Origin of the sequence: Blautia sp. MCC283, assembly GCF_018785565.1 — a bacterium.
In the GTDB taxonomy this organism is placed as follows: Bacteria; Bacillota; Clostridia; order Lachnospirales; family Lachnospiraceae; genus Blautia_A.
This window is the reverse complement of record NZ_WQQB01000024.1, coordinates 196,542-218,407: the sequence shown is the minus strand read 5'-3', so window position 1 is coordinate 218,407 and position 21,866 is coordinate 196,542. Positions and strand designations below refer to the sequence as shown.

Here is a 21,866-nt window from a genome sequence, read left to right as displayed (position 1 = left end):
AAATATTCCTCCTTAGCTCAGTCGGTAGAGCATGCGGCTGTTAACCGCAGTGTCGTTGGTTCGAGTCCAACAGGGGGAGCTTTTTTATTTCCTGTAAACGTGAAGTTTACAGGTTTTTTATATATATCATATCTAAAAAATAGAGACAAGTTTTCTGATAAAAATTCAGGACAAGATAACAATTATAAAAAACGTGTAGATATAAATAACAAACATTTATACCTACACGTTTTTTAGTATAACTTATAACTGGCAAGTCTCCATTCGCTGCTTATTGCTTTTCACAACCCTGCCGAGGAAAATCCCGCTTTATCGAATGAAATTTGTCATAATCTTCGGCTCTGTCTCAGGCGCCTCAATACCTGCCTTTTTACCGGCTTCAATGCATTTTAAGAGCCATGCCATATTATTGCCTACTGTACGCATGATCTGAAGGCCCTCAGCGTCTTTTTTGACGTCATCCGGGGTGTTACCGTGAACCATTGGCCAGTAGTTTCCGGATACAACCGGCATCTGATGGTAGGTGAAATATTTGATCAGTACATCCAGAGTTGCAGTAGTACCGGCACGTCTTGCGGAAGCGACTGCTGCGGCTGGTTTGTGGATCATATCTTTTCCGGCCTTGGAAGCGAATTTATCCATGAATTCAATGATCTGACCGGAAGGAGAAGCCCAGTAAACCGGAGAGCCGACAACAAGGGCATCAGCCTCTTTCATAATGGCTGCTGCGGCAGCAACGTTCTCCGGGGAAGGATCGCCAGCCTGGAAAATTTCTGCCTCCACTCCATTTTTCTTTAAGGTTTCTGCGATTTCTGTAAGTGCTGTATAGGTGCAGCCTTCTTTTCGCGGACTGCCGTTCAGTAATAAAACTTTCATTATTAATATCATCCTTTCATATGAATTTTCAGCGGCCGACTATAGTTGTTCAGGAAAAAACTGCATCAAATCCGGCTCATCGGAGTAAATTGTCCGACGTACATTGGTTTGATGTTTATTTCCTCCGGATTACAATGGTCTCTGGGGCCGCTACACTTTCAATTATATACAGCGGAAAAATAATGTCAATGTTGGAAAAAAACAGAAAAGAATTTTTAGGACAATGCTTCAGAGAGAGAATGAGAACCCTCGGAAAGCCTTATTTTACAAGGGTTTTCGGCCTGTTTTACGGCTTTGTAAAAAAAATTGAAATTTTTCAAAAAAAAGCTTGCAATTATGAAAAAGGTATGGTATTATTTAACTCGTCGCTGAGGGAAATACGAAACAGCGAAAAATAAATAAGAAATATGGCTCCATGGTCAAGCGGTTAAGACACCGCCCTTTCACGGCGGTAACAGGGGTTCAAATCCCCTTGGAGTCACTTAAAACTAAATTGGATATTCATTTGACTCGATTCAACATTTGGTGTTTAATACGCCGATGTGGCTCAATTGGCAGAGCAGCTGATTTGTAATCAGCAGGTTATCGGTTCGAGTCCGATCATCGGCTTTTTGGACCTTTAGCTCAGTTGGTTAGAGCAACCGGCTCATAACCGGTCGGTCCTGGGTTCGAGTCCCCGAAGGTCCATTTTATAAGTTTTATATTTTGCATGGCCCAGTGGCTCAGTTGGTTAGAGCGCCGCCCTGTCACGGCGGAGGTCGAGAGTTCGAGTCTCTTCTGGGTCGTTCATATTTGGGGTCTTAGCTCAGCTGGGAGAGCATCTGCCTTACAAGCAGAGGGTCATAGGTTCGAGCCCTATAGGCCCCATTTTTGAACAATTTAATTGAATATGCGGGTATGGTGGAATAGGCAGACACAAGAGACTTAAAATCTCTCGGGGGCAACTCCGTGCCGGTTCAAGTCCGGCTACCCGCAGTATCAGTAAGATTCCTATTTTCGGGAATCTTTTTTTGTGCCATAAGATTTATTGACAGAAATGGGAAAATATTCCTAGTGTGTTGGTAGGGATATTGACAAGGTTATTTTCCCATGATAGAATCCTGACAGTTATAAAACGAATTATTTTGTCCGATTAACTGAATCAAGTAAGTCCCCTGCTTCTATTGTGGAAAGCAATAAGTTGTGGAGGGGGACTTTGTTGTCGGTACAATATACATGGAAAGAATATAAGGAGAAATCAGAAAATGCTGAATCAGTTTTCAAGAACAGAATTATTAATTGGAAAAGAAGGAATGGAAAAGCTGAAAAATTCCAGAGTTGCAGTATTTGGAATTGGCGGTGTAGGCGGATATACGGTAGAAGCCCTGGTAAGAAGCGGTGTTGGAACACTGGATCTGATCGATGATGACAAAGTATGCCTTACCAATATCAATCGCCAGATTTATGCGACAAGAAAGACTGTAGGAAAATATAAAGTTGATGTGGCCAGAGACCGTATCCTTGAAATCAATCCGGATGCAGTTGTAAATATTCACAAGACGTTCTATGTGCCGGAGACAGCAGATTCCTTTGATTTTTTCCAGTATGATTATGTGGTCGATGCGATTGATACTGTAACTGGAAAACTGATGCTTGTAGAGCAGGCAAAGGCTTCAGGAACACCGATCATCAGCTCTATGGGCGCCGGAAATAAGATGGATCCTACCGGTTTTATGGTGACAGATATTTATAAGACATCTGTCTGCCCGCTGGCAAAGGTTATGCGTCGCGAATTGAAAAAACGTGGAATTAAAAAGCTGAAAGTTGTTTATTCACAGGAAAAACCAATGACTCCTATTGATGACATGGCGATCAGTTGTAAATCTCACTGCATCTGTCCTCCTGGAACGAAAAGAAAATGTACCCAGCGTCGTCAGGTACCGGGAAGCAACGCTTTCGTGCCATCCGTAGTAGGACTGATCATTGCCGGTGAGGTTGTAAAAGATCTGATCAAATAAAATCCGAATATCCCGTAAAAACAGATATTGCAAGTATACCCGTACTGTGCAGTATCTGTTTTTTTATTCCTGACACTTTGATTGTTTTTGCAAAAGCTGTTCTTTTTATAGAATGTTCAGATTTTTTATGATAAAATATTTTCTATAGATAATTCTGTAAATAAAAGAGAAGGGCAGATAAAGTATGGGGATCGTTGAAAAATTTATAAAAGAGGGACAGCTGACAAGGGAAGAATATCCGGAACTTCTGCACTTATATCAGGATCCGGATTCGGTTCGTCTGCTTCGGGAAGAAGCTGTCCGTATCCAGAAGAAATATTTTGGAAATAAAATATATACACGAGGTCTGATCGAATTTACCAATTACTGCAGGAATGACTGCTATTACTGCGGAATCCGCCGTTCAAACAAGAATGTCAGCCGTTACCGCCTTACAAAAGAAGAAATCCTTATGTGCTGTGAAAACGGGCATGAGCTGGGCTTTCGGACATTTGTGCTGCAGGGAGGAGAAGATCCATGGTTTAATGATGATCGAATGGTGGACATCATCCAGTCCATCAGACAGGGATATCCGGACTGTGCCATTACACTGTCTATTGGGGAGAAATCAAAAGAAAGTTATCAGAAGTTTAAAGAAGCCGGGGCAGACCGTTATTTACTCCGTCATGAGACAGCCAATGAAGAACATTACCGTTACCTCCATCCGGAAAATTTAAGTTCTGCAAACCGGAAACAATGTCTTTATGATCTGAAGGAGCTTGGATATCAGATCGGAGCAGGTTTTATGGTAGGGGCTCCGGGGCAGACGATGGAATATCTGGCGGATGATCTTGTTTTTCTGAAAGAGCTGAACCCTCATATGGTGGGAATCGGACCGTTTATTCCCCACCATGATACGAAATTTGCAGAGGAACCTGCGGGAAGTGTGGATCTGACACTGTTTCTTTTGTCTGTCATCCGGATCATGCTGCCACAGGTACTTCTTCCGGCAACCACAGCTCTGGGAACTCTGGACCCGAGAGGCAGGGAAAAAGGTTTTCAGGCAGGTGCCAATGTAGTAATGCCAAATCTTTCCCCGGTGAAGAACCGTAAACAGTATGAACTTTACGATAACAAGATCTGCACAGGAGAGGAAGCTGCGGAATGCAGGGGATGCCTTTCCAGACGTGTGGAGTCGGTTGGTTATGAGATCGTCACAGATCGTGGGGATTCTCCGATGATGCTTCACTGATTTGAGTCAAATATTTTATGTATCAGTACTTTCTTTTTTGAGTAATTTACGGTAAAATACCAGTGAGATCAGATTGCTAAAAAATTAACAGCTGGTCAGAAACAAGCGGAGTTTTCCTGTATGCGGATAAAACAGGAAAAATTATGGAGTGCGTACAATATGGAAAAAACAGAAAATGCTGTGCGGAGCAGACTTCTGGAAGCGGGAAAGGAAGAATTCAGAGACAGGGGATTTCTGAAGGCTTCTCTTCGTGCGATCTGCAAAAAGGCAGATGTGACTACGGGAGCACTATATTTCTTTTTTGAAAGCAAAGCAGCTCTTTTTGAGGAGATTGTGAAAGAAACGGTGGAAAAGCTCAAAGAGCTTACCGGAGATTTTTCCAATCGGGAAAAACAGCTGCAGCCAGAAGAATATGACAGAATTCTTATGGAATTTATCTGGGAAAACCGGGATATCGCAAGAATCCTTATGGATGGAGCGGAAGGAACTCGATATGACAATTTCCGGGAAGATACCTGTATAAGAATGGAACAGTTCCTCCGGGAAAATCTTCAGAAAAAATGTGGAAAAGAAGTGGATAGTGATCTGGTACATATTCTGGCAGAGACGAAATTACAGGGATACAGTGAACTGCTCAGAGGAGATTATTCAAAAGAAAAGTTTATGGAAATTTTCAGGATGCTGAAGATCTGTTCCTGTCAGAGTTTCCTGGCAGTTGCAGAAGAAATAAGCAGAAAGCAGTAAAGACCTGGCAGCTTTGAGCTGTCAGGCTTTTTTTCTGTGAAAACCATTGCTCATTTGCTCAAAGTATGCTATGATTAACTTGGTTAGTTTTAACAAACCGAGGGAGGTGTAAACAGAATGAGATCAAATGAATCATCGGAAGATTATCTGGAGACGATCCTGATTCTTGGAAATAGGAGTTCGCTTGTAAGAGCCGTGGATATTGCGGCAGAAATGGGCTTTAAGAAACCAAGTGTCAGCGTTGCCATGAAGAATCTCCGCCAGAAAAATCTCATCACAGTAGCAGATAACGGAGATATCCGCCTGACAGAAGAAGGACATAAGATCGCAGACAAAGTATACGAACGCCACCAGCTGATTTCATCCTGGCTGATGATGCTGGGAGTGCACGAAAAAACAGCACTTCATGATGCCTGCAGGATTGAGCATATTATCAGTGAAGAGAGCTTTCAGGCACTGAAGAGAGCAGTTCATGAGCTGAGAGAACAGCAGGAATCTGTAAAAGAAAATGCTGCAGATCAGGCTTAAAAAGATCTGCCACAGAGGACATCAGGAATTGACAACTGAAAAAATAAGAATATAATGGAAATCCAGGTTATAAAATGGAGGATATCAGAAAGATGAAATTACTTTTTATACGACATGGCGACCCGGATTACACAATAGATTCCCTGACCGAAAAGGGCTGGAAAGAGGCGGAATTCCTTTCCGAGAAGATCGCTGCTCTTGATGTCAGGGATTTTTATGTCTCGCCACTTGGAAGAGCAAAGGATACCGCATCCTGCACACTTAAGAAAAACGGAAGAACAGCCACAGAATGCAAGTGGCTCAGAGAATTTGATGTGAAGATCAGAAGACCGGATGTGCACGGAGAAAAGATCATTCCCTGGGACTGGCTTCCTGAGGACTGGACAAAGATCGAGAATTTCTACAGCTTTGACCGCTGGTGGGATAATGATATCCTGCGAGAAGGAAAAATGAAAGAAGAGTATGACTGGGTCACACAGAATTTTGATAAAGTTCTGGCAGAACATGGTTATGTGCGTGAGGGCCATTACTACAGAGCGGAAAAAGCCAACGAGGATACCCTTGTATTTTTCTGTCATTTCGGAGTAAGCTGTGTGCTGATCAGTTATCTTCTCAGCATTTCTCCACTGGTAATGCTGCAGAATTTCTGTGCGGCGCCATCATCGGTGAGCACTATTGTGACGGAAGAGCGAAGAAAAGGAATCGCATCCTTCCGTATGAGTTCTTTTGGTGATATTTCACATCTGTATGCTCATCAGGAGCCGCCGTCTTTTGCTGCCAGATTCTGTGAGACCTATGATAACAAAGAGCAGAGACATGATTAAGGATGAAAAAAGACGGCTGTAATATTTCGGAAATTTTCCGGAATACGACAGAAAATAACGGCCGACAGGATTATTTTGGGAAATGATTAGACTTCGTTAATAAAATTTATAAATTTACGGGGAACGTTTCATCCGCTTTTATCTAGTGCCATTATGTAGCTTTTCAAAAAGCCCGAAACCCTTGATTTTACTGGAAAAATTTATAAAAAAGCTTTTGTCAGTGTTTATCACATATTAAGTTTTGCTCGTGGGGTAAAAATCAGTTTATGGGGTAAAGATTGGGGTAAACTGTGGGGTATGAAAACGCAATAGATATGTTTTGCTGCATGGTGATTTAGATGGTACAGAATGTGAGAAACCAATAGAAAAGATATGGTGGTTCGGTTATAATAAAGAAAAAGCATTGAAGCAGGAAAGGAGAAAACATTATGCCGGTAACGATAAAGATGCTGTTAGATCAGTATACCGAAATATTACGGAAGATATATGGAAGTCATTTAAAGACAGTGATTTTATATGGATCCTATGCAAGAGGAGATTATAAGGCAGATTCTGATATAGACATAATGATTCTCCTGGACTTGTCAGACATGGATATTAAACAGTATCGTCATGAACTGTCAGGAGAAACTTTTGACTTCAACATGGATCATGACCTTGATATTAAACCGATAGCAAAAAGCCAACAGCATTTCCAGAACTGGGTTGATGTATACCCGTTTTATGCGAATGTAAAGAAAGAAGGGGTGAAATTATTTGATGCAGCCTAATGAAAAGGGAACACAGAAAGATTTGGTATTGTATCGTATTGAAACCTCTAAAAGTGACATCAAAGCAGCTGAAATCCTTTTAGCAGCCAAAGAGTTCCGTGGAGCGAATAACCGGGCATATTATGGGATTTACCATGCAATATCAGCTGTGCATGCACTGGATGGTAATGCGTATAAAAGGCATAAAGATGCTTTGGCGAATTTCAATAAGAATTATGTGAAAACGGAGATCTTTCCGAGAAAACTTGGAAAGAAAATTGTTGAATCAGAAGAAATACGTCACGCCAGTGATTATGATGATTTCTATATAGCAACCAGAGAAGAGGCTGAGGAGCAGATTGAGACGGCAAAGGAGCTGGTGTCACGTGTAGAAGAATATGTACAGGCAAGATGGAAGAGAAAGTCTGAAAAGTAAGGATGAATTTTTTAGAAGCATTACCCGTAAAAGATATTTTGAAGATTAAAGTGAAGGGCTGGAGCTGTAACAGGTTCCGGCTCTTTTTACGTGAGGATGTGACTTTGATTTGTCGAAAAATGTCGAATTGTAATCTATTGTGTTATAACAGAATTGGAAGTATTATAAAAAGAAAATATATATGGGAGAAGAGTATGAAGAAAAGAAAAATAAGTTATAGAATTGGTTCAATAGCTGTGATAGCATTGTTTGAGTTGGGAGGGATTTGTCTTATTGCATTGGCAAATATCCCATTTAAAAAACCGTATATATGGTGGGAAGCATGGGGAAGGGATACTGCTAGTAATGCTGGGACAACAATACTTGTTGCAGGCATAATATCGCTTTTGATAGAAATAAGCACATTAAAAAACTTTTTTCAGGATTCTATGAAAAATATATTGAATGAAGATTTTCCATTTAGCGCATATTCAGAAGAAAATTTAGTGAATTTCAAAAATCTCATATCATCATATCTTATTGGAAATACAATGAGTAAAGAAGAACTGAAGAAAGATACTATATATAGCTATGAAGATCAGCTGTTGCAGTTAGCTAAGGGAAAATATTATGATTATCATCGGGCTGAATATACAGTATATCCAGATGAAGAGAAAGAAATGATTCGTATAAATGCAACTATAGATTATCGTATTATTAACAAAGAGGGAGAAAAAAATGAAATTAGATTTAAAACAAAATCTTATGCGTTAAAAGATACACAAGATAGCTTTAATCTGAAAAAATTGACAATAAATAGACAGGAGGTAGAAACTAAAAACCTTGTGAAAATCGAGAGAATAGATAAACAAGAAGAATCTAATTTCTATGATTATAAAGTGAAAATTGAAAAAGATCTAGGAAAGATTAAAAAGAATGATGTACATATAGAATATGAGTATTGGGTGCCTATGTATGATAAATTGCAGAATTACAAAATTACCTTACCATGTCGAAATTTAGTGCACCGAATAAGAATAAAAAATAACTGGGAGTTGAGAGGATCTGCATATACGGCATTTTATTATAGACAAGGAGAAGCAGATGCTAAGTATAAAATTGAACAATCTTTACCGGATGCATTAAGTATAAATTTTAATGGCTGGATATTTCCTGGAGCAGGCTATTCTGTATATTATGATCAAAAAAATTGTGAAGAAAATGAAAAATAACTTTACATTTGTAAATTTGATAGTATAATAGCTACAAAAGGAGGTTGATGTTATGATGCTATATTATATGGGAGATACCGAATTTTAAGTATTTTAAAGTAACACAATTACGTAATATAAAAGACAAATAGTCAAAACACTAAAGAGGCAGTCTCTACAGAGGCTGCTTTTTCAATATAAAACAGAATATCAAACACACAATAAAACACTCAATGCCTATGACATGATGCCTCTTAAGCAGACAAGGTAAATAACCGGAGCTACTTAAGGGGAATCAGGAGAGGTATTGGGTGCTTTTTTTAGCTTTCCTATATATGAACTTTATGTATGAGGATAGATTTTCATTTATAAAAAGTCGATTAAAAATGTCAGATGATATTCATGATTAAATAAGAAAGCGTAAATAAATGTTTAGGTCTGATTCTTCTTATATGTTTCTTTGAGCTGTTGAATTGCATCCCATATTTTTAAATAATACATACTATCCATGTCCTGAATATGAAAATGGACTTGTAAAGGGTTGTATGAGATTCCTTCTCCAGATAGTGATTTACGGTATTGAAATCCTGTAATTCCATTAGAATCTACAGTATATAATTGATTAGATTCGGCAGGAACCGTAAATCTGCAAAAACTAACAAGCAAATCCAATAAAGAAGAAAAAGCTTCTTTTTCATGGGAATCTTGTAAAATTAGATTTAATAATGCCAACTTATCATCATTGCAACCAGGAAAATATTTATTATATGTATTAATAGAGATAAGATTACTGATTGCGTTTTCTGATAATCCAGTTTTGTCCTGAATAAATTGTAAATCATGAGTCGTGCAGTTCATATCTGTAAAAAAGTAATCAAGATCGCAATCCAAAGCATTGCATAATTGCAACATGTCTGTAATGGTCTTGGGATATGATTTTCCTTTAATCCAATTATCAAATTTTCTTGTTTTTTCACTATATTCACTTCGACCAAACCCATTTCCATTTTGATCAATAATCTGTAATTGGTCATGAGGATAGAACGCATTATAGAGCAGTATTGGATCAGGCTGATTATTTTTATAAGTCATGCCTCTTTTTTTCATGAGGTCACATAATTTTTGAGAAAATAATTGTAAATCAGATACATATTTCATTAATAATCACCTCGAAAATGTAAAATTATATGTAAATAAAATACAAAAATATATGATACTATAATATCACAGAAACACGAGATGAACAATACAAAAGAAAGGATTTACAGTTATGAATACGAGAAATATTGGAAATGAAGCAAAAATCAATCCCAAAACAGGCAGAATTGATCAAGCCTGTGAGAGATACGGAGTGGGACGTTCCACAATGAGACGAATTGCAGAAGAATCTGGGGCAGTGGTAAGGGTTGGCCGTACATATTTGATAAATTACAGTAAGGTTGATCAGTATATGGACGAGCTTTCGGAATGATGGAGGTGATCCTATGAACATATATGAACATCTGTTGCCAGGCAAAGAAAACGCATTAACTCCAGAATATCTTGCTACGAAATACCATTTTTCCAGCGTTCGAATGCTTCAGAAGCAGATTGAGATGGAGCGCAGATCAGGAAAAGTAATCTTATCGAGCGCCACGAGTCCAGGAGGCTACTACCTTCCGGCAGCAGGAGACACAATGGAAATCCGAAAATTTATTCGTACTTTAGAGAATAGAGGTGAAAATACATTGAAAACTCTGGAAAGTGCAAGAGAGTTGTTGAAGGAATTGGAGGAACGGTAATGTGGCAAATCCGCAGATTGAAAATGGTTATACAGCAGTAGCAAATGAAATATTGGATAATCTTTATAAATTTTCACTTAATGGGACAGAATTAAAAGTTATTAGTTGTATCTTCCGCTATACATTTGGATTTCATAGAAAATCACATAAACTGTCAGCATCTTTTATAGCCAGATGGGGGAATTGTGATTTAAGAGCCGTAAAGAGAGCATTAAAGAAACTTCAGCAAGACAGAATTATTATTTGTATCAATTCTGAACAGAGAGGTGTTACCGCAGAATTAATGTTTAACAAGAATTATGAACAATGGTGTACTGGTGGCGAAAATGTCACTGGTGGTCAAAATGTCACTGGGGTAGTGGTCAAAATGTCACCGGAACCGGTGGTCAAAATGACACACAAGAAAATAAAAAAAGAAAATAAAAATATAAATAAAAAATATTATGATGATTTCTTCGAAAAAGTCTGGAGAACATATCCACGGAAGCTGGGGAAATCGGCCGTGACACAAAAGGCTAAAAAGGAATTGTATGAAGCAGGAGAAAAGGTTGTTCTTGGAGCTATTAATTCATACATAGCGGAGATACAGGAAAATGGAACAGCAGAAAGATATATCATGTATGGATCCACATTTTTTAATAGTAGATGGCGTGACTATGCCAAAGAACCAGAACCGCGTGTTGAGATTACAGCAGAAAAAACGACAGAGAAACCTATTGATTTATGGAGTGAGGACTAAATGAGGTATTACGAATTTAAGAAAGAAGATGCCTATGAGTTTGTCAGAGCTGCTGGAATCCAATCTAAACAGAGGGGGGATGAACTTCAGCTTCTGTCCTGCCCGTATTGCAGAGGCGGAAAAAATGGAGACAAAGGGACATTTTCTATTAGCTTGGTTACCGGACAGTTTAAATGTCTCAGGTCCTCCTGTTCTGTTTCGGGGAATATGGTTACGCTTGCCAGAGACTTTGATTATTTCAGTTTAGGAAAAGACATAGATGCGTATTACCGAACTGGAAAACAGAAAAGATTTCGGCAGTTTAAGAAGATGGAGCCTATAAAGCCTAAGCCGGAAGCTGTTGCATATCTGGAAAGCAGAAAAATCACTGCTGCTACAGCAGAAAAATATCATATTACGGTTCAGAGTAAACATGAGAATATTCTGGTATTCCCTTTCTTGGATGAAAAAGGAGATATGCAGTTTATAAAATACCGAAAAACAGACTTCAATCCGACAGTGGACAAGGGGAAAGAATGGTGTGAAGCAAACTGCAAACCTATCTTGTTTGGAATGTATCAGTGTAATCTGGACAATAAAACCCTGATACTCACAGAGGGACAACTTGACAGCTTATCAGTTACGGAATCTGGAATAGAAAATGCAGTTTCTGTTCCCTTTGGAAAAAATGGTTTTACATGGATTCCTTATTGCTGGGACTGGATGCAAAATTTTGATACGTTAATTGTGTTCGGGGATTGTGAAAACGGGATAATTACTCTTTTGGATGAAATGAGAAAGCGATTCAGGGGAACTGTTAAGGCAGTTCAGCAGCAGGACTATAGAGGGTGCAAAGATGCTAATGAGTTATTACGCAAATATGGAAAAGACGCAGTTCGTAGGGCAGTTGAGCAGGCGAAAACAGTATTAATTGATCGAGTGATAGAAATTGCCGATATTAAGGCAGTGGACTTATTTTCACTTCCGAAGATATCAACAGGGATTGCAGGGATTGATAAAGTCTTATCTGGTGGAATTTATTTGGGACAAACTGTTATTTTGACAGGCAAGAGAGGAGACGGAAAGAGTACACTTGGCTCCCAGATACTGGCGAATGCTTTGGATAACGGAAAATCTGTTTTTGCATACTCTGGAGAGTTGCCCGATTATTTTTTCAAGCGTTGGTTGGACTTTCAGATTGCAGGCCAGCAGAACGTAATCGATCGCGCAGGAGAGGCCGGATCGGTAAATTATTTTATTCCGGACAGCAAGGTTCACAAAATTTCTGAATGGTATCGGGGACGAGCTTATCTGTTTGATAACCAGTCGACGGAAGACAACGAATTGGAGTACTTGCTGTCAACTATAGAAAAGGCAATACAACAGTACGGAATCCAACTGGTGTTACTGGATAACTTAATGACCGCTCTTGATATTGGTTTGGATATAGACTTATACAGGGCTCAAAGCAAGTTTGTTGATAAGCTGGTTAAGATTTCAAAAAACTATAATGTGGCCGTAATTTTGGTTGTACATCCCCGTAAAAATAGTTTAGGCGCAGATGATAATGATGTTGTCAGCGGAAGTTCAGATATTACAAACAAAGTTGACGTCGTGATGACCTATAAGCGGGACAAGACCTTGCCCGATGATGAACGTCTTTTGACAATTTCAAAGAACCGTTTAACCGGTAAGCTTGCGATAGGAGCAAAAGCTATCAAGCTTTATTTTGACGAAGCATCAAAGCGAATAAGCGATGATAAGGATAATTTCAGGAAGCCTTATGGTTGGGAAGCAGATTCAAATGGCTTTATGCTAGTTGCAGATATGGAGCAAATGGAAATTCCGTTTGATTGAAAATATATTTTATAGGCGAATTACCGCCGGAAAGGATAGCAACCATGAAAGTAATGACGCAGGATAAAGTAAGAATCATTGATTTTAGAATGCCGTGCACAGAGGGATATTTTATTCGAGAAAGAAGAATGTACATAGCAGAATACAAAAGTTGTGAGCGAGCAACGGAAGTTCTTGAGGAGATGCTTCAGAAGTATGCAGCAGGAGAAAAGATATACATCATGCCGGAGGAGTAACCAGTGAACGATAAAGAAGAATTAAAGCAGATATATGACATCTTCACGGACTGCTGGAGGTTATACAAAAAGCTGTATCCTCTGGGCAGACCTGAAGACGATGTATACTGGCAGGGAGTGGTGAAAGAGATAGAAGTATTACGGAAGAATCATCATCATTCCCGGTTGTGTGAGGACCTTCTTTTAGCAGTAGCAAAAGATCTGGAAAACAAAGCCAAAAGAAATAATCCGGTTGCCAGTATAAAAAAGTAATAATATGGGATTATTGCCATTAAAGATCATATCACGATATGGAAAATGGTGCAAACTGTGGTAAACATGTACCACAACTGTGGTCAGGTTTGATGGTAAAATATATATAACAGGTAATATTTCATTGTTGCGGAGGTGATTTTGGTGGTAGTTATTGGTCTTTTGTTATTTGTGATTGTGTGTGAGCTGGCAGCGATTTATAACAGACAGAATGGAGGTAAGTGACATGGGAAGAAAGAAACAGATTTCAGATCAGAGACGTTTATACACGGAAAGAATGAGGTTGCAGAAGGGGGTATTTAGTTCTCTGGCTAATGCGGCTGGACATATCGGAGAGCTTTATGCGGATTTCGTTCAAAGTGATGAGGTACGTAATTCCATGAAAGCTACAGCGGATAAAGCAATTGAATGCATGGATAATATCAAAGAACTTAACGAGCTGGAAGAACAGCTGAAAGCAGAAGAGCAGGAAAGCGAGGATGAGGATTAATGGAGAAAGTAGTAGTTCAGACCGGTGCGAAGACATACCAGATTACTGATCAAGACGGAAATGATCTGGGCGTGTTCAGATTTATTCCTTCGGATGCAGGTATTTTAAAGAGGTATAAAGAGGCAGCAGCGTTTTTTACTGGAATCAATGACAAAATCAAGGACAAAGACTTCGAGGAAATTCTTCCAGATCTGGAAAAGGAAGCCGGGGAGAAGATTGATCTGTTGTTTGGTGCTCCTGTATCAGAGAGCTTCTTCAAGATTACCAGTCCGTTTACAGTCCTGGAAAGCGGAGAGACCTTTGCAGAGCAGATTATCACTGTAATTGGTGGAATCATCGAAAAAGAGCTGGATGCAAGGGAGAAGGCGCAGCAGAAAAGGATAAAAAAGTATACTGACAAATACGCAAAGAAAGAAGTAGCCGAAGCGTAGCTACATAACAGGGCTGTCCTGGTAACGGGATGGTCCTGAGTATATAACGGCATTGGAAACAGGATTCAGTGCCCGAACCTCAAATAGTTTGGAGGCAGATATAACATGGCAGATGGTTCAATTATCATTGATACCAGGATAGATACCGGCGGTGTGTCGAAAGGAATGAACGCTGTAAAGGCTGGAATGACCAGGATATCCGCGCAGGTATCGAAGATGGGCGATTCAGCAAAAAGTTCTTTCCAGAGGCAGATAACAGCGATAACGGACCTGTATCAGAACTACGAGAAGCAGGAACGTAAAGTATCAGAGCTAAAATCAAAGCTCGAAGAACTGAACAAGGTCAGAATCGAGACAGAAGAATATAAAAAGCTCAAAGACGATATAAAAGCTCTGGAAGATGAGTTTGAAAAAGTTGAAACAAAACAGAGTGAATGGCTTGATATGGGATTTTCGATAGATTCTGCACCGCTTAAGGAACTTGACAAACAGATGGACGGTATCTGGGCAGATATTGACCGGTTACAGCGGAAACAGAAAAAGATGCAGGCAACTGGAAGGGCCTATGTGGATCCTACATCAACAGATGCGTATAAGGGGACAGCCGAGAGGTATAATACGGAGTCACAGAAGCTGGAACGTATAAATGGAAGGCTGTATTCATCATACAATAATCTGAAAAACAAGGTTGAGGAATACCGACAGAAAAACAACCGGCTGGCACAGGCTATGCAGAATCTTCAAAAGGCTGCTGCCCGTGTAGGTATGGTTGTAAAGAATATGGGTTCAGCATTGAGAAGTGCCGGTTCCTCGATTAAGAGCATGGTCTCAGCGATGAAAAAGGCTGTAGAAAACATGTTCAATCTGAACAAGCAGACGGACCGGTCGAGAATGAGCCTTTCCCGGATGCTGGGAATGTCGTTGTTGTTTTCAGGGGTATCCCGGGCGATAAGCGCTGTCAGTGATGGTGTAAAAAGTGGATTTGAAAATCTGGCACAGTATTCTAACAGTACCAATTCAGCAATATCGTCTTTGATGTCCAGTATGACGAGGCTGAAGAACTCGTTTGCTACAGCATTTGCACCTGTCCTCACGGTGGTAGCTCCGATCATGTCAAGATTTATTGATATGATATCACGTGCAATTACTTATGTGGGAATGTTTGCAGCAGCGTTAACCGGACAGGATACTTTTGTAAAAGCCGTTGGAGTGCAGGAAGATTATGCGGCAGGACTGGAAAAGACTTCAAAAAATACAAACCAGGCGGCTAAAAGTACAAAAAAAACCAATAAAGAAACAGAAGGATATCTTTCTACTCTTGATGAAATCCAACGGTATACATCAAATAAAAATGATGATTCGGCAGCAGATGGAAATGGCATAGGAGATACCGGAGGGTATACAGCACCTACACCGGCACAGATGTTTAAGAAGGTTCCTGTTGCTAATTCGATCAAAGGAATTGCGGATAAGATTAAGAAATTAATCAAATCGGAAGACTGGGAAGGCCTTGGGAAATATATTGCCAGTGGAATAAATAAGGGGCTTAAAAAAGTCTATGAAGCAATCAGCTGGAAAAAGGTCGGTCCAAAGATAACAAAATTCTGCGATGCTTTTACCCGAACATTTAACAGCCTGGTTGATAATGTAGACTGGAAATTATTAGGACGGACTGTCGGCGCGGGAATCAATACGATTGTCAATACCTTAAACCTGCTGATAACAGGAATAGACTGGAAAAATCTGGGAAAGAAATTCGCAGAAGGAATTACCGGACTAGTAAAAGAAGTCAACTGGAATAATCTGGGGCAGCTCATAGCAAACCGGTTTATGATTACCTGGGATATCTTTAATGGAATGGTACATAATCTGCCATTTTCAGAAATCGGAAAAGCGATAGCGGATGGTCTTAACGGAATCTGTTCAAGGATTTCCTTCCGTGAGATAGCGGATACGCTAGCAACTGGCCTGAATGGAGCATTTACCACATTGTACAGCTTTACCCGGCGATTTGACTGGACAGGTCTGGTAAATAACATTGCCGGAGGAATTAATACCTTTATTTCAGAGTTCGACTGGAAGAATAATGGGCGCAAACTGGAAGCTTTCCTGAATAGCTTATGCAGTTCACTGGTTGATATGGCAGAAAAAACAGACTGGGAGGCTTTTGGCCAGGGGATTGGTGAGATGCTGGGACAGATCAACTGGGTGAAGCATCTGAAACAGGTAATAACTGCGATTACCCGGACACTGGGTGGTTTGTTCGATGGTTTGGAGGCAAGCGGAACCGCAGGGAAAATAGCCGCTTTTTTGGGTAAGGCGTTTATCGCGGTAAAGATTGCGGATATAACGGGCATTGGAAGCCTGGTAAAATTCCTTGTTACCACTATTGGAAAGAAGCTGATTGCAGAGGAATCAGTACAGACATTAGCGGGAAATATTTCTAATCTGACCAATGGTGCGCTTGCTGGATCTACATCCGGCATTGCTACATTTGCATCTTCTTTGGGTTCTTTAGTTGGGACTGCCGGTGCAATTACACTGGTCACTGCCGGAACGGTTATGCTTACGAAGAAAATTGCTGAGTTAGTAGAAACTGCGCAGGGCGGAAACGGAATTTTAACTCAGACAGGTGGATACTTACATGATTATGCTGGCAAGATGGGAGAAGCTCATGCAATTACAAACAAACAGGTAGAAGAACTGTGGGCTTTAGTAGAAGCAGATGAGATTGCCGGTAAGTCAAACAGTGAGATGTATGACAGCATGGTTCAGAAATTGGGCGAATATGGCGTATCGGCTGAGAAAGCAACGCAGATCCTTGAGCAATATGGAGCGCAAGCCGGAGTGTCAAGTGCATTTGTTGAAGAAATGACAGGTAAGGTGCAAGCTCTGGGAAAAGGTTTTTCTGAAAGCTCTTCCACAATAGATACATCTTCAATAACTGTGAAAGAATCAATAAGAGGAATCAGAAGTGTACTATATGATCTCAGTGTATCTTCTAGTGAGTATGCAGGAACATACAGAGGTGTTTTAGAAGTATTTAATAATACAAGCGGATCAGCGGCCAATGCGCAGGATGCTTTTAATATTGTCTATAATGCCTTGAAAGAAACAGGAGTCCCATTGGATGAGCTGAATAAAAAACTGGCACAGGAGTTTCCTTCCGCAGCTCAGGCGACAAAAAGCAGTGTTGATTCTAGTATTGTTGAGGCTCAGAAGACAGTAAGTAGTTCAACTGGAAAAATGAAAACGGATGCGGAGACTAATCTTGCAGGAGTAAAGAAAGCAGCAGAGGATGCTTCTGGAAGTGTGAATACAACCACAGTGACAAACTGGGGGAATTCGGCATCAGAAGTAAAGAAAAATCTGGATAAAATGAAGCAGACTGCCAATTTAAAGCTTGGCGAGATGCAGAAGACTGTGGAAAGCCATTTTTCAGGTCAGTATAACACAATGACTAAGAAATGGGAAAAGGCTTGCGAGAGAATTGGCCAGTTGATAACTCAGATGGTGCGTAGTACAAAGGATAGTTTAAATGGACTTGCCAGAAATATGAATACGATTGGAAATGAGATGAGCAATAATCTGATTAATGGGATTTCCGGGGCAGTAACAGGAATCGCAGGGATTCTGAATGAAGTAGTTAGTAAGGTTAACAGCACGATCAGCAATGTTAATTCTTCTCTTTCCGGTATTGAGAAGGCATTTACATTTTCTTACGATGTTACAACCCCTGATGGGAAGCGGAGATGGGGTAAATACTCAATGAATTTACCAAGAGTATCGACGGTTCCGTATCTGGCTAAAGGCGCAGTCATCCCACCTCGAAGTGAGTTCCTTGCAGTTCTGGGCGATCAGAAACAGGGTAACAACATCGAGACACCGGAGGCTCTGCTCAGAAAGATCGTCCGCGAAGAAACAGCAGGACGACAGACTGGCGGCGGAAGCTACCGATTTACGGCTCAGATCAACCGCAGGACACTGTTTGATGAGATGATGAAAGAAGCACAGATGAGACGAGATACAAGCGGCAGAAACCCGTTTGAGATGGCATAGAATAATTCCCTGTCATGCAGAAAGTGTGGCAGGGGAAATACAGGGAGGATTCAATGCTTACAAGAGAAGCGACTTATGAAGATTATGGATTTTCAGAAGATGAAGATAAGAGATTGGGTGAATTTTGCAAGAATCTTGAGATGCGGGACAAGATATTGCTGTTGCAGTGTGCAGCGGAGGTGTATCCAAACATTGTTGACGAAATATACTGCTGTATCGTAATTGGAATGAGCTATGACAAGATGAACAAAAAGAAGTTTGTTGCGCTTGATCGTAAAGATTTCTATGCATACCGGAAGAAAACACTGGCTGTGTTCCGGGAGGCATTAAAGGCATGTAATAGATATCCGTTCTAAAGGTTGGAATAGAACCTGTCAAAACCGTCTGTTTTTATGTATTGGAAAATATCATTGATTAGTTAGGGGTGATTACTATGGCAAAAGGTATATCAGCAGAAGCACGTGAGGACATATTAGTACAGGCATTTTTAACGTGTCCAAATATAAGTGAGATATCCAAAAAGACGAAGATTCCCAGACCTACAATTTATACTGTGATTCATTCAGACAGCTTCCAGCGTAAGTATTCTGAGGCAAGAAACGAGGCCGTAACAGGAGCGATTGCATACCTGCAGGGAAAACTTGGAGAATGTGCAGCAGTGTTGGTCAATACGGCTACTGATACGGAAGTGCCGGCACAGATCAGAGTGAACGCGGCTAATGCAGCATTGTCACAGTGCTCTCAGTGGACAAAGAATGTAGATATGATTGAACGTCTGGAAGCTATGGAAGAATTGATGTCACGAGTAGAACAGGAACAGAAATTACAGAAGAGAAAAAAATAATAGAGACATGAATTGTATAAGCTTGATTTGGTAGAAAGGAATATTAAATGCCGAGAAGAAATAAGCGTGTAACAATAAGAGCTACGAGTGTGCCGGAACTGCATCAGTGGCTGAGAGCTTGCAAAAGGGAAAATGCCAGAAAGAAATCACAGGGGCATAGTGGGACGAAGAAACAGACAAAGGATTTGCATATTTAAAGGCGGTGGTGAATTATGGGAAGTCCGTTGATTAAAAGGCTTGATGCTTTATACCAAAGAGCTCAGATGGTAATGAAAGTGCAGGCGGATCATGCTCCGTTTGTATCCATAGCTCCATGGAGTTTTATAAAAGATGAATGTATCGTGAAATATTATCCAGAGGGACATTATCAGAAACCAGAGCAGATAACAACTACACTTCATGATGCATTAATGATAGCTCAATATTATTACGAATGTGGGGTGTATGTTCAATTTACAATGAGCCTGTGTATAGAGTGGCTGTTCCTGTATGTGCGTGATGATCCCCGGTATTCTCCGCCACAACAGAAGTCATGGTATACAAAGAATGTTGAAGAATATCCAGAAATAAAAACTATGTTGGAGAGTGAACAGCGATTTGAAATTATTGGAGCACTGCGAAGATTGCCTCAGAATTTCCTTTTCAAGGGATTGCCTGATGATATTAAAGATGATTACAAATTGATGGATTTTTAGACAAAAAATGACGGGAGTATGGGAATTCGTGGACACGATAATGTGCACGTAAAAGAGTTTGTTGACACGATTACGCGCACGTAGATATTCGGAGATTTCGGAGTCCCTAAAAGAGTAAAATGCGTTAGAGCGAACCCCGAGCGAACTCCGAGAAATAAGACTGTAAATATTATCGAACAAAACGAAAAGGAGATTTTTATGGATGGATGTAACGAAAATGTAATTGAATTTATGACCAATGATACCAGAGCAACCTTATCATTCTCACAGGGTCGGTATAAGTCTGTGATCCGCAAGCTGGCAGAGAAGCACCCGGAAGATTGCCAGATCATTGCAGATAACGAGGACGGAAGCATTTGTGCTCATGTTCCGGTAGCCTGGATCCGGATTTCTCCGCCAAGGCAGTACACAGAGGAACAGCGGCAGCAGATGGGAGAAAGACTGAGACAGAACAGGTCTGAAAATACAGTAACACAAGGATAAAACAGGGCAAGAAACGCTTGCAAAGTGTTAGAGGTAAAGTTGTAAGGGAGAGCAAATAAAAAGGCTAAATGAGCCGATAAAACAGTAGAAGCGGTGATGCTGGTAGTTAATAAAAATCCTGCTGCCGAACCTACGGTTCAAGGAGTTTTTCACTATTTTAAGGAGTGTTGTTGAGAATGAAGCCGTGAGGAAGCCGTGAAGAATGGTAAAAAAGGCGGCGAGAACAGGGAGTGCTTGAACTGTCGATTAACAGTCGATATATTTGATCGAAGCGGTGAGGAAGCGGTGAGAAATTAATAAATTAATGGAATAAGATGGTATTTTTGGATATAGCTAAAGAAAGGCGTGTAGTATGAACGAACTTGTGTATTTAAAGAATGATGAAGCTGTGTGTGATAGTTTGCAGGTGGCTGAGAAGTTTGGAAAAGAACATAAAAATGTTTTGCAGAGTATTGATAATCTCATTGCTGAAAATTCAGCTGTGAAAATAATGTTTAAGATTTCTTCTTACAAATCTGGTAACGGGCAATCATATAGAAAATTTTATATGAATCGTGATGGCTTTTCTCTTTTAGCAATGGGCTTTACTGGAAAAGAGGCTCTTGAATGGAAATTGCAGTATATCCGGGCATTTAATCAGATGGAGAACTTTATCCGTGAGAAATCTACTCAAATGTGGGTTGAAACCCGAAAAGCAGGAAAGCTTACTCGAAAAGCAGAAACCGATACAATCCAGAAACTTGTTGAGTATGCAAAGGGACAGGGCAGCAGCCATGCAGAAATGCTTTACATGACTTATTCCAGGCTGGCAAATAAAATGGCAGGAATCAATAAAAGGGACGAAGCTACGGTGATGCAGCTTAATAACCTGTCTTTAATGGAAAATATCATTTTGCATGAGGTTGATCTGGGAATTATGCGAGGGAAACATTATCAGGAAATATATAAAGACTGCAAGGAACGCCTTGAGACGGTGAAAGACTTGGCGTATTTAGAAGCAGTATAGAAAGGAGAAGCAAAATATGAGTGCAGTTGACGACTACATCAAAGAAAACGCAGAAATACATAAATTCGCCGCAGAAGTGGCGAGAATCATCTCAGGAATACCGCAGATGCCGGAGTTCTCATCAGAGGGCATATCCGTAGCTGATGCGAGCAAGCTAATTGGTATTCCAGCAGCATCTATTAGAGCCGGTATCGTATACGGATGGCTTCCGATTGGAGTAGCTATCCAGAACAACAAGCCAGCAAAAAGCCTTTCAGGTAGCCGGATTACGTACATTGTATCACCGCGAAAAGTTTATGAGGTAACAGGACATGTTTGGAGGGGGAAAGAAGCATTAAGAAAGAAAAACAAAGCTGAAGAACATATTGAAGAATGAATAAGGCAGCAGTTTATAGTAAATTGACAAATTCCTGAAGCTGGCATATAATATACTTATCAA

25 protein-coding genes and 7 tRNA genes are annotated in these 21,866 nt (G+C 40.2%); 30 read left to right on the top strand and 2 right to left on the bottom strand.

What is annotated here, in order from left to right:
• Positions 1-6 precede the first annotated feature (6 nt).
• A tRNA-Asn gene (locus tag GPK81_RS08280) sits at positions 7-79 on the top strand.
• Positions 80-309: 230 nt separating this feature from the next.
• Here the strand turns inward: GPK81_RS08280 and GPK81_RS08275 are convergent.
• Entirely contained in the window at positions 310-876 is a 567-nt protein-coding gene (locus GPK81_RS08275; protein WP_021976337.1) for a flavodoxin family protein, read from the bottom strand.
• 409 nt (positions 877-1,285) lie between these two features.
• Between GPK81_RS08275 and GPK81_RS08270 the strand changes: the two genes are divergently transcribed.
• The 14 genes from GPK81_RS08270 (at position 1,286) to GPK81_RS08205 (ending at position 8,596) form a co-directional block, all read left to right on the top strand.
• A tRNA-Glu gene (locus tag GPK81_RS08270) sits at positions 1,286-1,357 on the top strand.
• Between the two features lie 55 nt (positions 1,358-1,412).
• Positions 1,413-1,485: transfer RNA gene (locus GPK81_RS08265), tRNA-Thr, on the top strand.
• 4 nt (positions 1,486-1,489) lie between these two features.
• Positions 1,490-1,563: transfer RNA gene (locus tag GPK81_RS08260), tRNA-Ile, on the top strand.
• 24 nt (positions 1,564-1,587) lie between these two features.
• A tRNA-Asp gene (locus tag GPK81_RS08255) sits at positions 1,588-1,661 on the top strand.
• 9 nt (positions 1,662-1,670) lie between these two features.
• Positions 1,671-1,743: transfer RNA gene (locus GPK81_RS08250), tRNA-Val, on the top strand.
• Positions 1,744-1,767: 24 nt separating this feature from the next.
• Positions 1,768-1,851, top strand: a tRNA-Leu gene (locus GPK81_RS08245).
• A gap of 269 nt (positions 1,852-2,120) precedes the next feature.
• Complete coding sequence (locus tag GPK81_RS08240; protein ID WP_215706865.1) at positions 2,121-2,873, top strand: tRNA threonylcarbamoyladenosine dehydratase; 753 nt, start codon at positions 2,121-2,123, stop codon at positions 2,871-2,873.
• A gap of 184 nt (positions 2,874-3,057) precedes the next feature.
• Positions 3,058-4,104 carry a [FeFe] hydrogenase H-cluster radical SAM maturase HydE gene (gene hydE / locus GPK81_RS08235; RefSeq protein WP_118169485.1) on the top strand — a complete coding sequence of 349 codons (1,047 nt, stop codon included), beginning with the start codon at positions 3,058-3,060 and terminating at the stop codon, positions 4,102-4,104.
• 159 nt (positions 4,105-4,263) lie between these two features.
• Positions 4,264-4,848 carry a TetR/AcrR family transcriptional regulator gene (locus tag GPK81_RS08230; RefSeq protein WP_178703819.1) on the top strand — a complete coding sequence of 195 codons (585 nt, stop codon included), beginning with the start codon at positions 4,264-4,266 and terminating at the stop codon, positions 4,846-4,848.
• Between the two features lie 117 nt (positions 4,849-4,965).
• A complete protein-coding gene (locus GPK81_RS08225; protein WP_119248197.1) occupies positions 4,966-5,376 on the top strand; it encodes a metal-dependent transcriptional regulator in 411 nt (136 codons plus the stop codon).
• Between the two features lie 92 nt (positions 5,377-5,468).
• Positions 5,469-6,200 carry a histidine phosphatase family protein gene (locus tag GPK81_RS08220; RefSeq protein ID WP_021976790.1) on the top strand — a complete coding sequence of 244 codons (732 nt, stop codon included), beginning with the start codon at positions 5,469-5,471 and terminating at the stop codon, positions 6,198-6,200.
• Positions 6,201-6,628: 428 nt separating this feature from the next.
• Complete coding sequence (locus GPK81_RS08215; protein ID WP_215706864.1) at positions 6,629-6,970, top strand: nucleotidyltransferase domain-containing protein; 342 nt, start codon at positions 6,629-6,631, stop codon at positions 6,968-6,970.
• Positions 6,957-7,385, top strand: coding sequence for a HEPN domain-containing protein (locus GPK81_RS08210; protein ID WP_174087606.1), 429 nt, complete (start codon positions 6,957-6,959; stop codon positions 7,383-7,385). The genes GPK81_RS08215 and GPK81_RS08210 overlap by 14 nt, the downstream gene beginning before the upstream one ends.
• Before the next feature lie 194 nt (positions 7,386-7,579).
• Positions 7,580-8,596, top strand: a complete 1,017-nt coding sequence (locus GPK81_RS08205) for a hypothetical protein (protein ID WP_215706863.1) — start codon at positions 7,580-7,582, stop codon at positions 8,594-8,596.
• A gap of 411 nt (positions 8,597-9,007) precedes the next feature.
• On the opposite strand, the gene GPK81_RS08200 is transcribed toward GPK81_RS08205, so the two are convergent.
• A complete protein-coding gene (locus GPK81_RS08200; protein WP_173723409.1) occupies positions 9,008-9,733 on the bottom strand; it encodes a hypothetical protein in 726 nt (241 codons plus the stop codon).
• A gap of 112 nt (positions 9,734-9,845) precedes the next feature.
• Here GPK81_RS08200 and GPK81_RS08195 point away from each other — a divergent pair, with 112 nt between their 5' ends.
• From GPK81_RS08195 to GPK81_RS08125, 15 genes are all read left to right on the top strand, one after another.
• Positions 9,846-10,046 (top strand): DUF6462 family protein, encoded by a 201-nt coding sequence (locus GPK81_RS08195; protein ID WP_173723411.1) that lies wholly within the window; start codon positions 9,846-9,848, stop codon positions 10,044-10,046.
• Positions 10,047-10,059: 13 nt separating this feature from the next.
• Positions 10,060-10,356 (top strand): hypothetical protein, encoded by a 297-nt coding sequence (locus GPK81_RS08190; protein WP_215706862.1) that lies wholly within the window; start codon positions 10,060-10,062, stop codon positions 10,354-10,356.
• Between the two features lies 1 nt (position 10,357).
• The gene (locus GPK81_RS08185; RefSeq protein WP_215706861.1) at positions 10,358-11,095 is read left to right on the top strand and encodes a replication protein; all 738 of its coding nucleotides are present in this window, start codon (positions 10,358-10,360) and stop codon (positions 11,093-11,095) included.
• Positions 11,096-12,931 (top strand): AAA family ATPase, encoded by a 1,836-nt coding sequence (locus GPK81_RS08180; RefSeq protein WP_215706860.1) that lies wholly within the window; start codon positions 11,096-11,098, stop codon positions 12,929-12,931.
• Complete coding sequence (locus GPK81_RS08175) at positions 12,928-13,167, top strand: hypothetical protein (protein ID WP_243037407.1); 240 nt, start codon at positions 12,928-12,930, stop codon at positions 13,165-13,167. The genes GPK81_RS08180 and GPK81_RS08175 overlap by 4 nt, the downstream gene beginning before the upstream one ends.
• A 3-nt stretch (positions 13,168-13,170) precedes the next feature.
• Positions 13,171-13,419 carry a hypothetical protein gene (locus GPK81_RS08170; RefSeq protein ID WP_215706859.1) on the top strand — a complete coding sequence of 83 codons (249 nt, stop codon included), beginning with the start codon at positions 13,171-13,173 and terminating at the stop codon, positions 13,417-13,419.
• 226 nt (positions 13,420-13,645) lie between these two features.
• The gene (locus tag GPK81_RS08165) at positions 13,646-13,909 is read left to right on the top strand and encodes a hypothetical protein (RefSeq protein WP_118514511.1); all 264 of its coding nucleotides are present in this window, start codon (positions 13,646-13,648) and stop codon (positions 13,907-13,909) included.
• Positions 13,909-14,340 carry a hypothetical protein gene (locus GPK81_RS08160; RefSeq protein ID WP_174087598.1) on the top strand — a complete coding sequence of 144 codons (432 nt, stop codon included), beginning with the start codon at positions 13,909-13,911 and terminating at the stop codon, positions 14,338-14,340. The genes GPK81_RS08165 and GPK81_RS08160 overlap by 1 nt, the downstream gene beginning before the upstream one ends.
• A gap of 105 nt (positions 14,341-14,445) precedes the next feature.
• Positions 14,446-18,399: a hypothetical protein gene (locus tag GPK81_RS08155; protein WP_215706858.1), complete on the top strand. Its 3,954-nt coding sequence runs from the start codon at positions 14,446-14,448 to the stop codon at positions 18,397-18,399.
• A 53-nt stretch (positions 18,400-18,452) separates the two neighbouring features.
• The gene (locus GPK81_RS08150) at positions 18,453-18,755 is read left to right on the top strand and encodes a hypothetical protein (RefSeq protein ID WP_215706857.1); all 303 of its coding nucleotides are present in this window, start codon (positions 18,453-18,455) and stop codon (positions 18,753-18,755) included.
• Between the two features lie 77 nt (positions 18,756-18,832).
• On the top strand, positions 18,833-19,243 hold the full coding sequence (locus GPK81_RS08145; protein ID WP_215706856.1) for a hypothetical protein: 411 nt from the start codon (positions 18,833-18,835) through the stop codon (positions 19,241-19,243).
• Between the two features lie 212 nt (positions 19,244-19,455).
• On the top strand, positions 19,456-19,938 hold the full coding sequence (locus GPK81_RS08140; RefSeq protein WP_215706855.1) for a hypothetical protein: 483 nt from the start codon (positions 19,456-19,458) through the stop codon (positions 19,936-19,938).
• A 198-nt stretch (positions 19,939-20,136) separates the two neighbouring features.
• Positions 20,137-20,421 carry a hypothetical protein gene (locus GPK81_RS08135; RefSeq protein ID WP_215706854.1) on the top strand — a complete coding sequence of 95 codons (285 nt, stop codon included), beginning with the start codon at positions 20,137-20,139 and terminating at the stop codon, positions 20,419-20,421.
• A gap of 364 nt (positions 20,422-20,785) precedes the next feature.
• On the top strand, positions 20,786-21,427 hold the full coding sequence (locus GPK81_RS08130; protein WP_330627615.1) for a Rha family transcriptional regulator: 642 nt from the start codon (positions 20,786-20,788) through the stop codon (positions 21,425-21,427).
• 16 nt (positions 21,428-21,443) lie between these two features.
• Positions 21,444-21,803, top strand: a complete 360-nt coding sequence (locus tag GPK81_RS08125) for a hypothetical protein (protein WP_118071012.1) — start codon at positions 21,444-21,446, stop codon at positions 21,801-21,803.
• Positions 21,804-21,866 lie beyond the last annotated feature (63 nt).

Bases quoted from the DNA above. Each gene is read 5' to 3' on its own strand.
- GPK81_RS08275 (WP_021976337.1), bottom strand. From the start codon at position 876: ATGAAAGTTTTATTACTGAACGGCAGTCCGCGAAAAGAAGGCTGCACC.
- GPK81_RS08240 (WP_215706865.1), top strand. From the start codon at position 2,121: ATGCTGAATCAGTTTTCAAGAACAGAATTATTAATTGGAAAAGAAGGA.
- hydE (WP_118169485.1), top strand. From the start codon at position 3,058: ATGGGGATCGTTGAAAAATTTATAAAAGAGGGACAGCTGACAAGGGAA.
- GPK81_RS08230 (WP_178703819.1), top strand. From the start codon at position 4,264: ATGGAAAAAACAGAAAATGCTGTGCGGAGCAGACTTCTGGAAGCGGGA.
- GPK81_RS08225 (WP_119248197.1), top strand. From the start codon at position 4,966: ATGAGATCAAATGAATCATCGGAAGATTATCTGGAGACGATCCTGATT.
- GPK81_RS08220 (WP_021976790.1), top strand. From the start codon at position 5,469: ATGAAATTACTTTTTATACGACATGGCGACCCGGATTACACAATAGAT.
- GPK81_RS08215 (WP_215706864.1), top strand. From the start codon at position 6,629: ATGCCGGTAACGATAAAGATGCTGTTAGATCAGTATACCGAAATATTA.
- GPK81_RS08205 (WP_215706863.1), top strand. From the start codon at position 7,580: ATGAAGAAAAGAAAAATAAGTTATAGAATTGGTTCAATAGCTGTGATA.
- GPK81_RS08200 (WP_173723409.1), bottom strand. From the start codon at position 9,733: ATGAAATATGTATCTGATTTACAATTATTTTCTCAAAAATTATGTGAC.
- GPK81_RS08195 (WP_173723411.1), top strand. From the start codon at position 9,846: ATGAATACGAGAAATATTGGAAATGAAGCAAAAATCAATCCCAAAACA.
- GPK81_RS08190 (WP_215706862.1), top strand. From the start codon at position 10,060: ATGAACATATATGAACATCTGTTGCCAGGCAAAGAAAACGCATTAACT.
- GPK81_RS08180 (WP_215706860.1), top strand. From the start codon at position 11,096: ATGAGGTATTACGAATTTAAGAAAGAAGATGCCTATGAGTTTGTCAGA.
- GPK81_RS08165 (WP_118514511.1), top strand. From the start codon at position 13,646: ATGGGAAGAAAGAAACAGATTTCAGATCAGAGACGTTTATACACGGAA.
- GPK81_RS08160 (WP_174087598.1), top strand. From the start codon at position 13,909: ATGGAGAAAGTAGTAGTTCAGACCGGTGCGAAGACATACCAGATTACT.
- GPK81_RS08155 (WP_215706858.1), top strand. From the start codon at position 14,446: ATGGCAGATGGTTCAATTATCATTGATACCAGGATAGATACCGGCGGT.
- GPK81_RS08150 (WP_215706857.1), top strand. From the start codon at position 18,453: ATGCTTACAAGAGAAGCGACTTATGAAGATTATGGATTTTCAGAAGAT.
- GPK81_RS08145 (WP_215706856.1), top strand. From the start codon at position 18,833: ATGGCAAAAGGTATATCAGCAGAAGCACGTGAGGACATATTAGTACAG.
- GPK81_RS08140 (WP_215706855.1), top strand. From the start codon at position 19,456: ATGGGAAGTCCGTTGATTAAAAGGCTTGATGCTTTATACCAAAGAGCT.
- GPK81_RS08135 (WP_215706854.1), top strand. From the start codon at position 20,137: ATGGATGGATGTAACGAAAATGTAATTGAATTTATGACCAATGATACC.
- GPK81_RS08125 (WP_118071012.1), top strand. From the start codon at position 21,444: ATGAGTGCAGTTGACGACTACATCAAAGAAAACGCAGAAATACATAAA.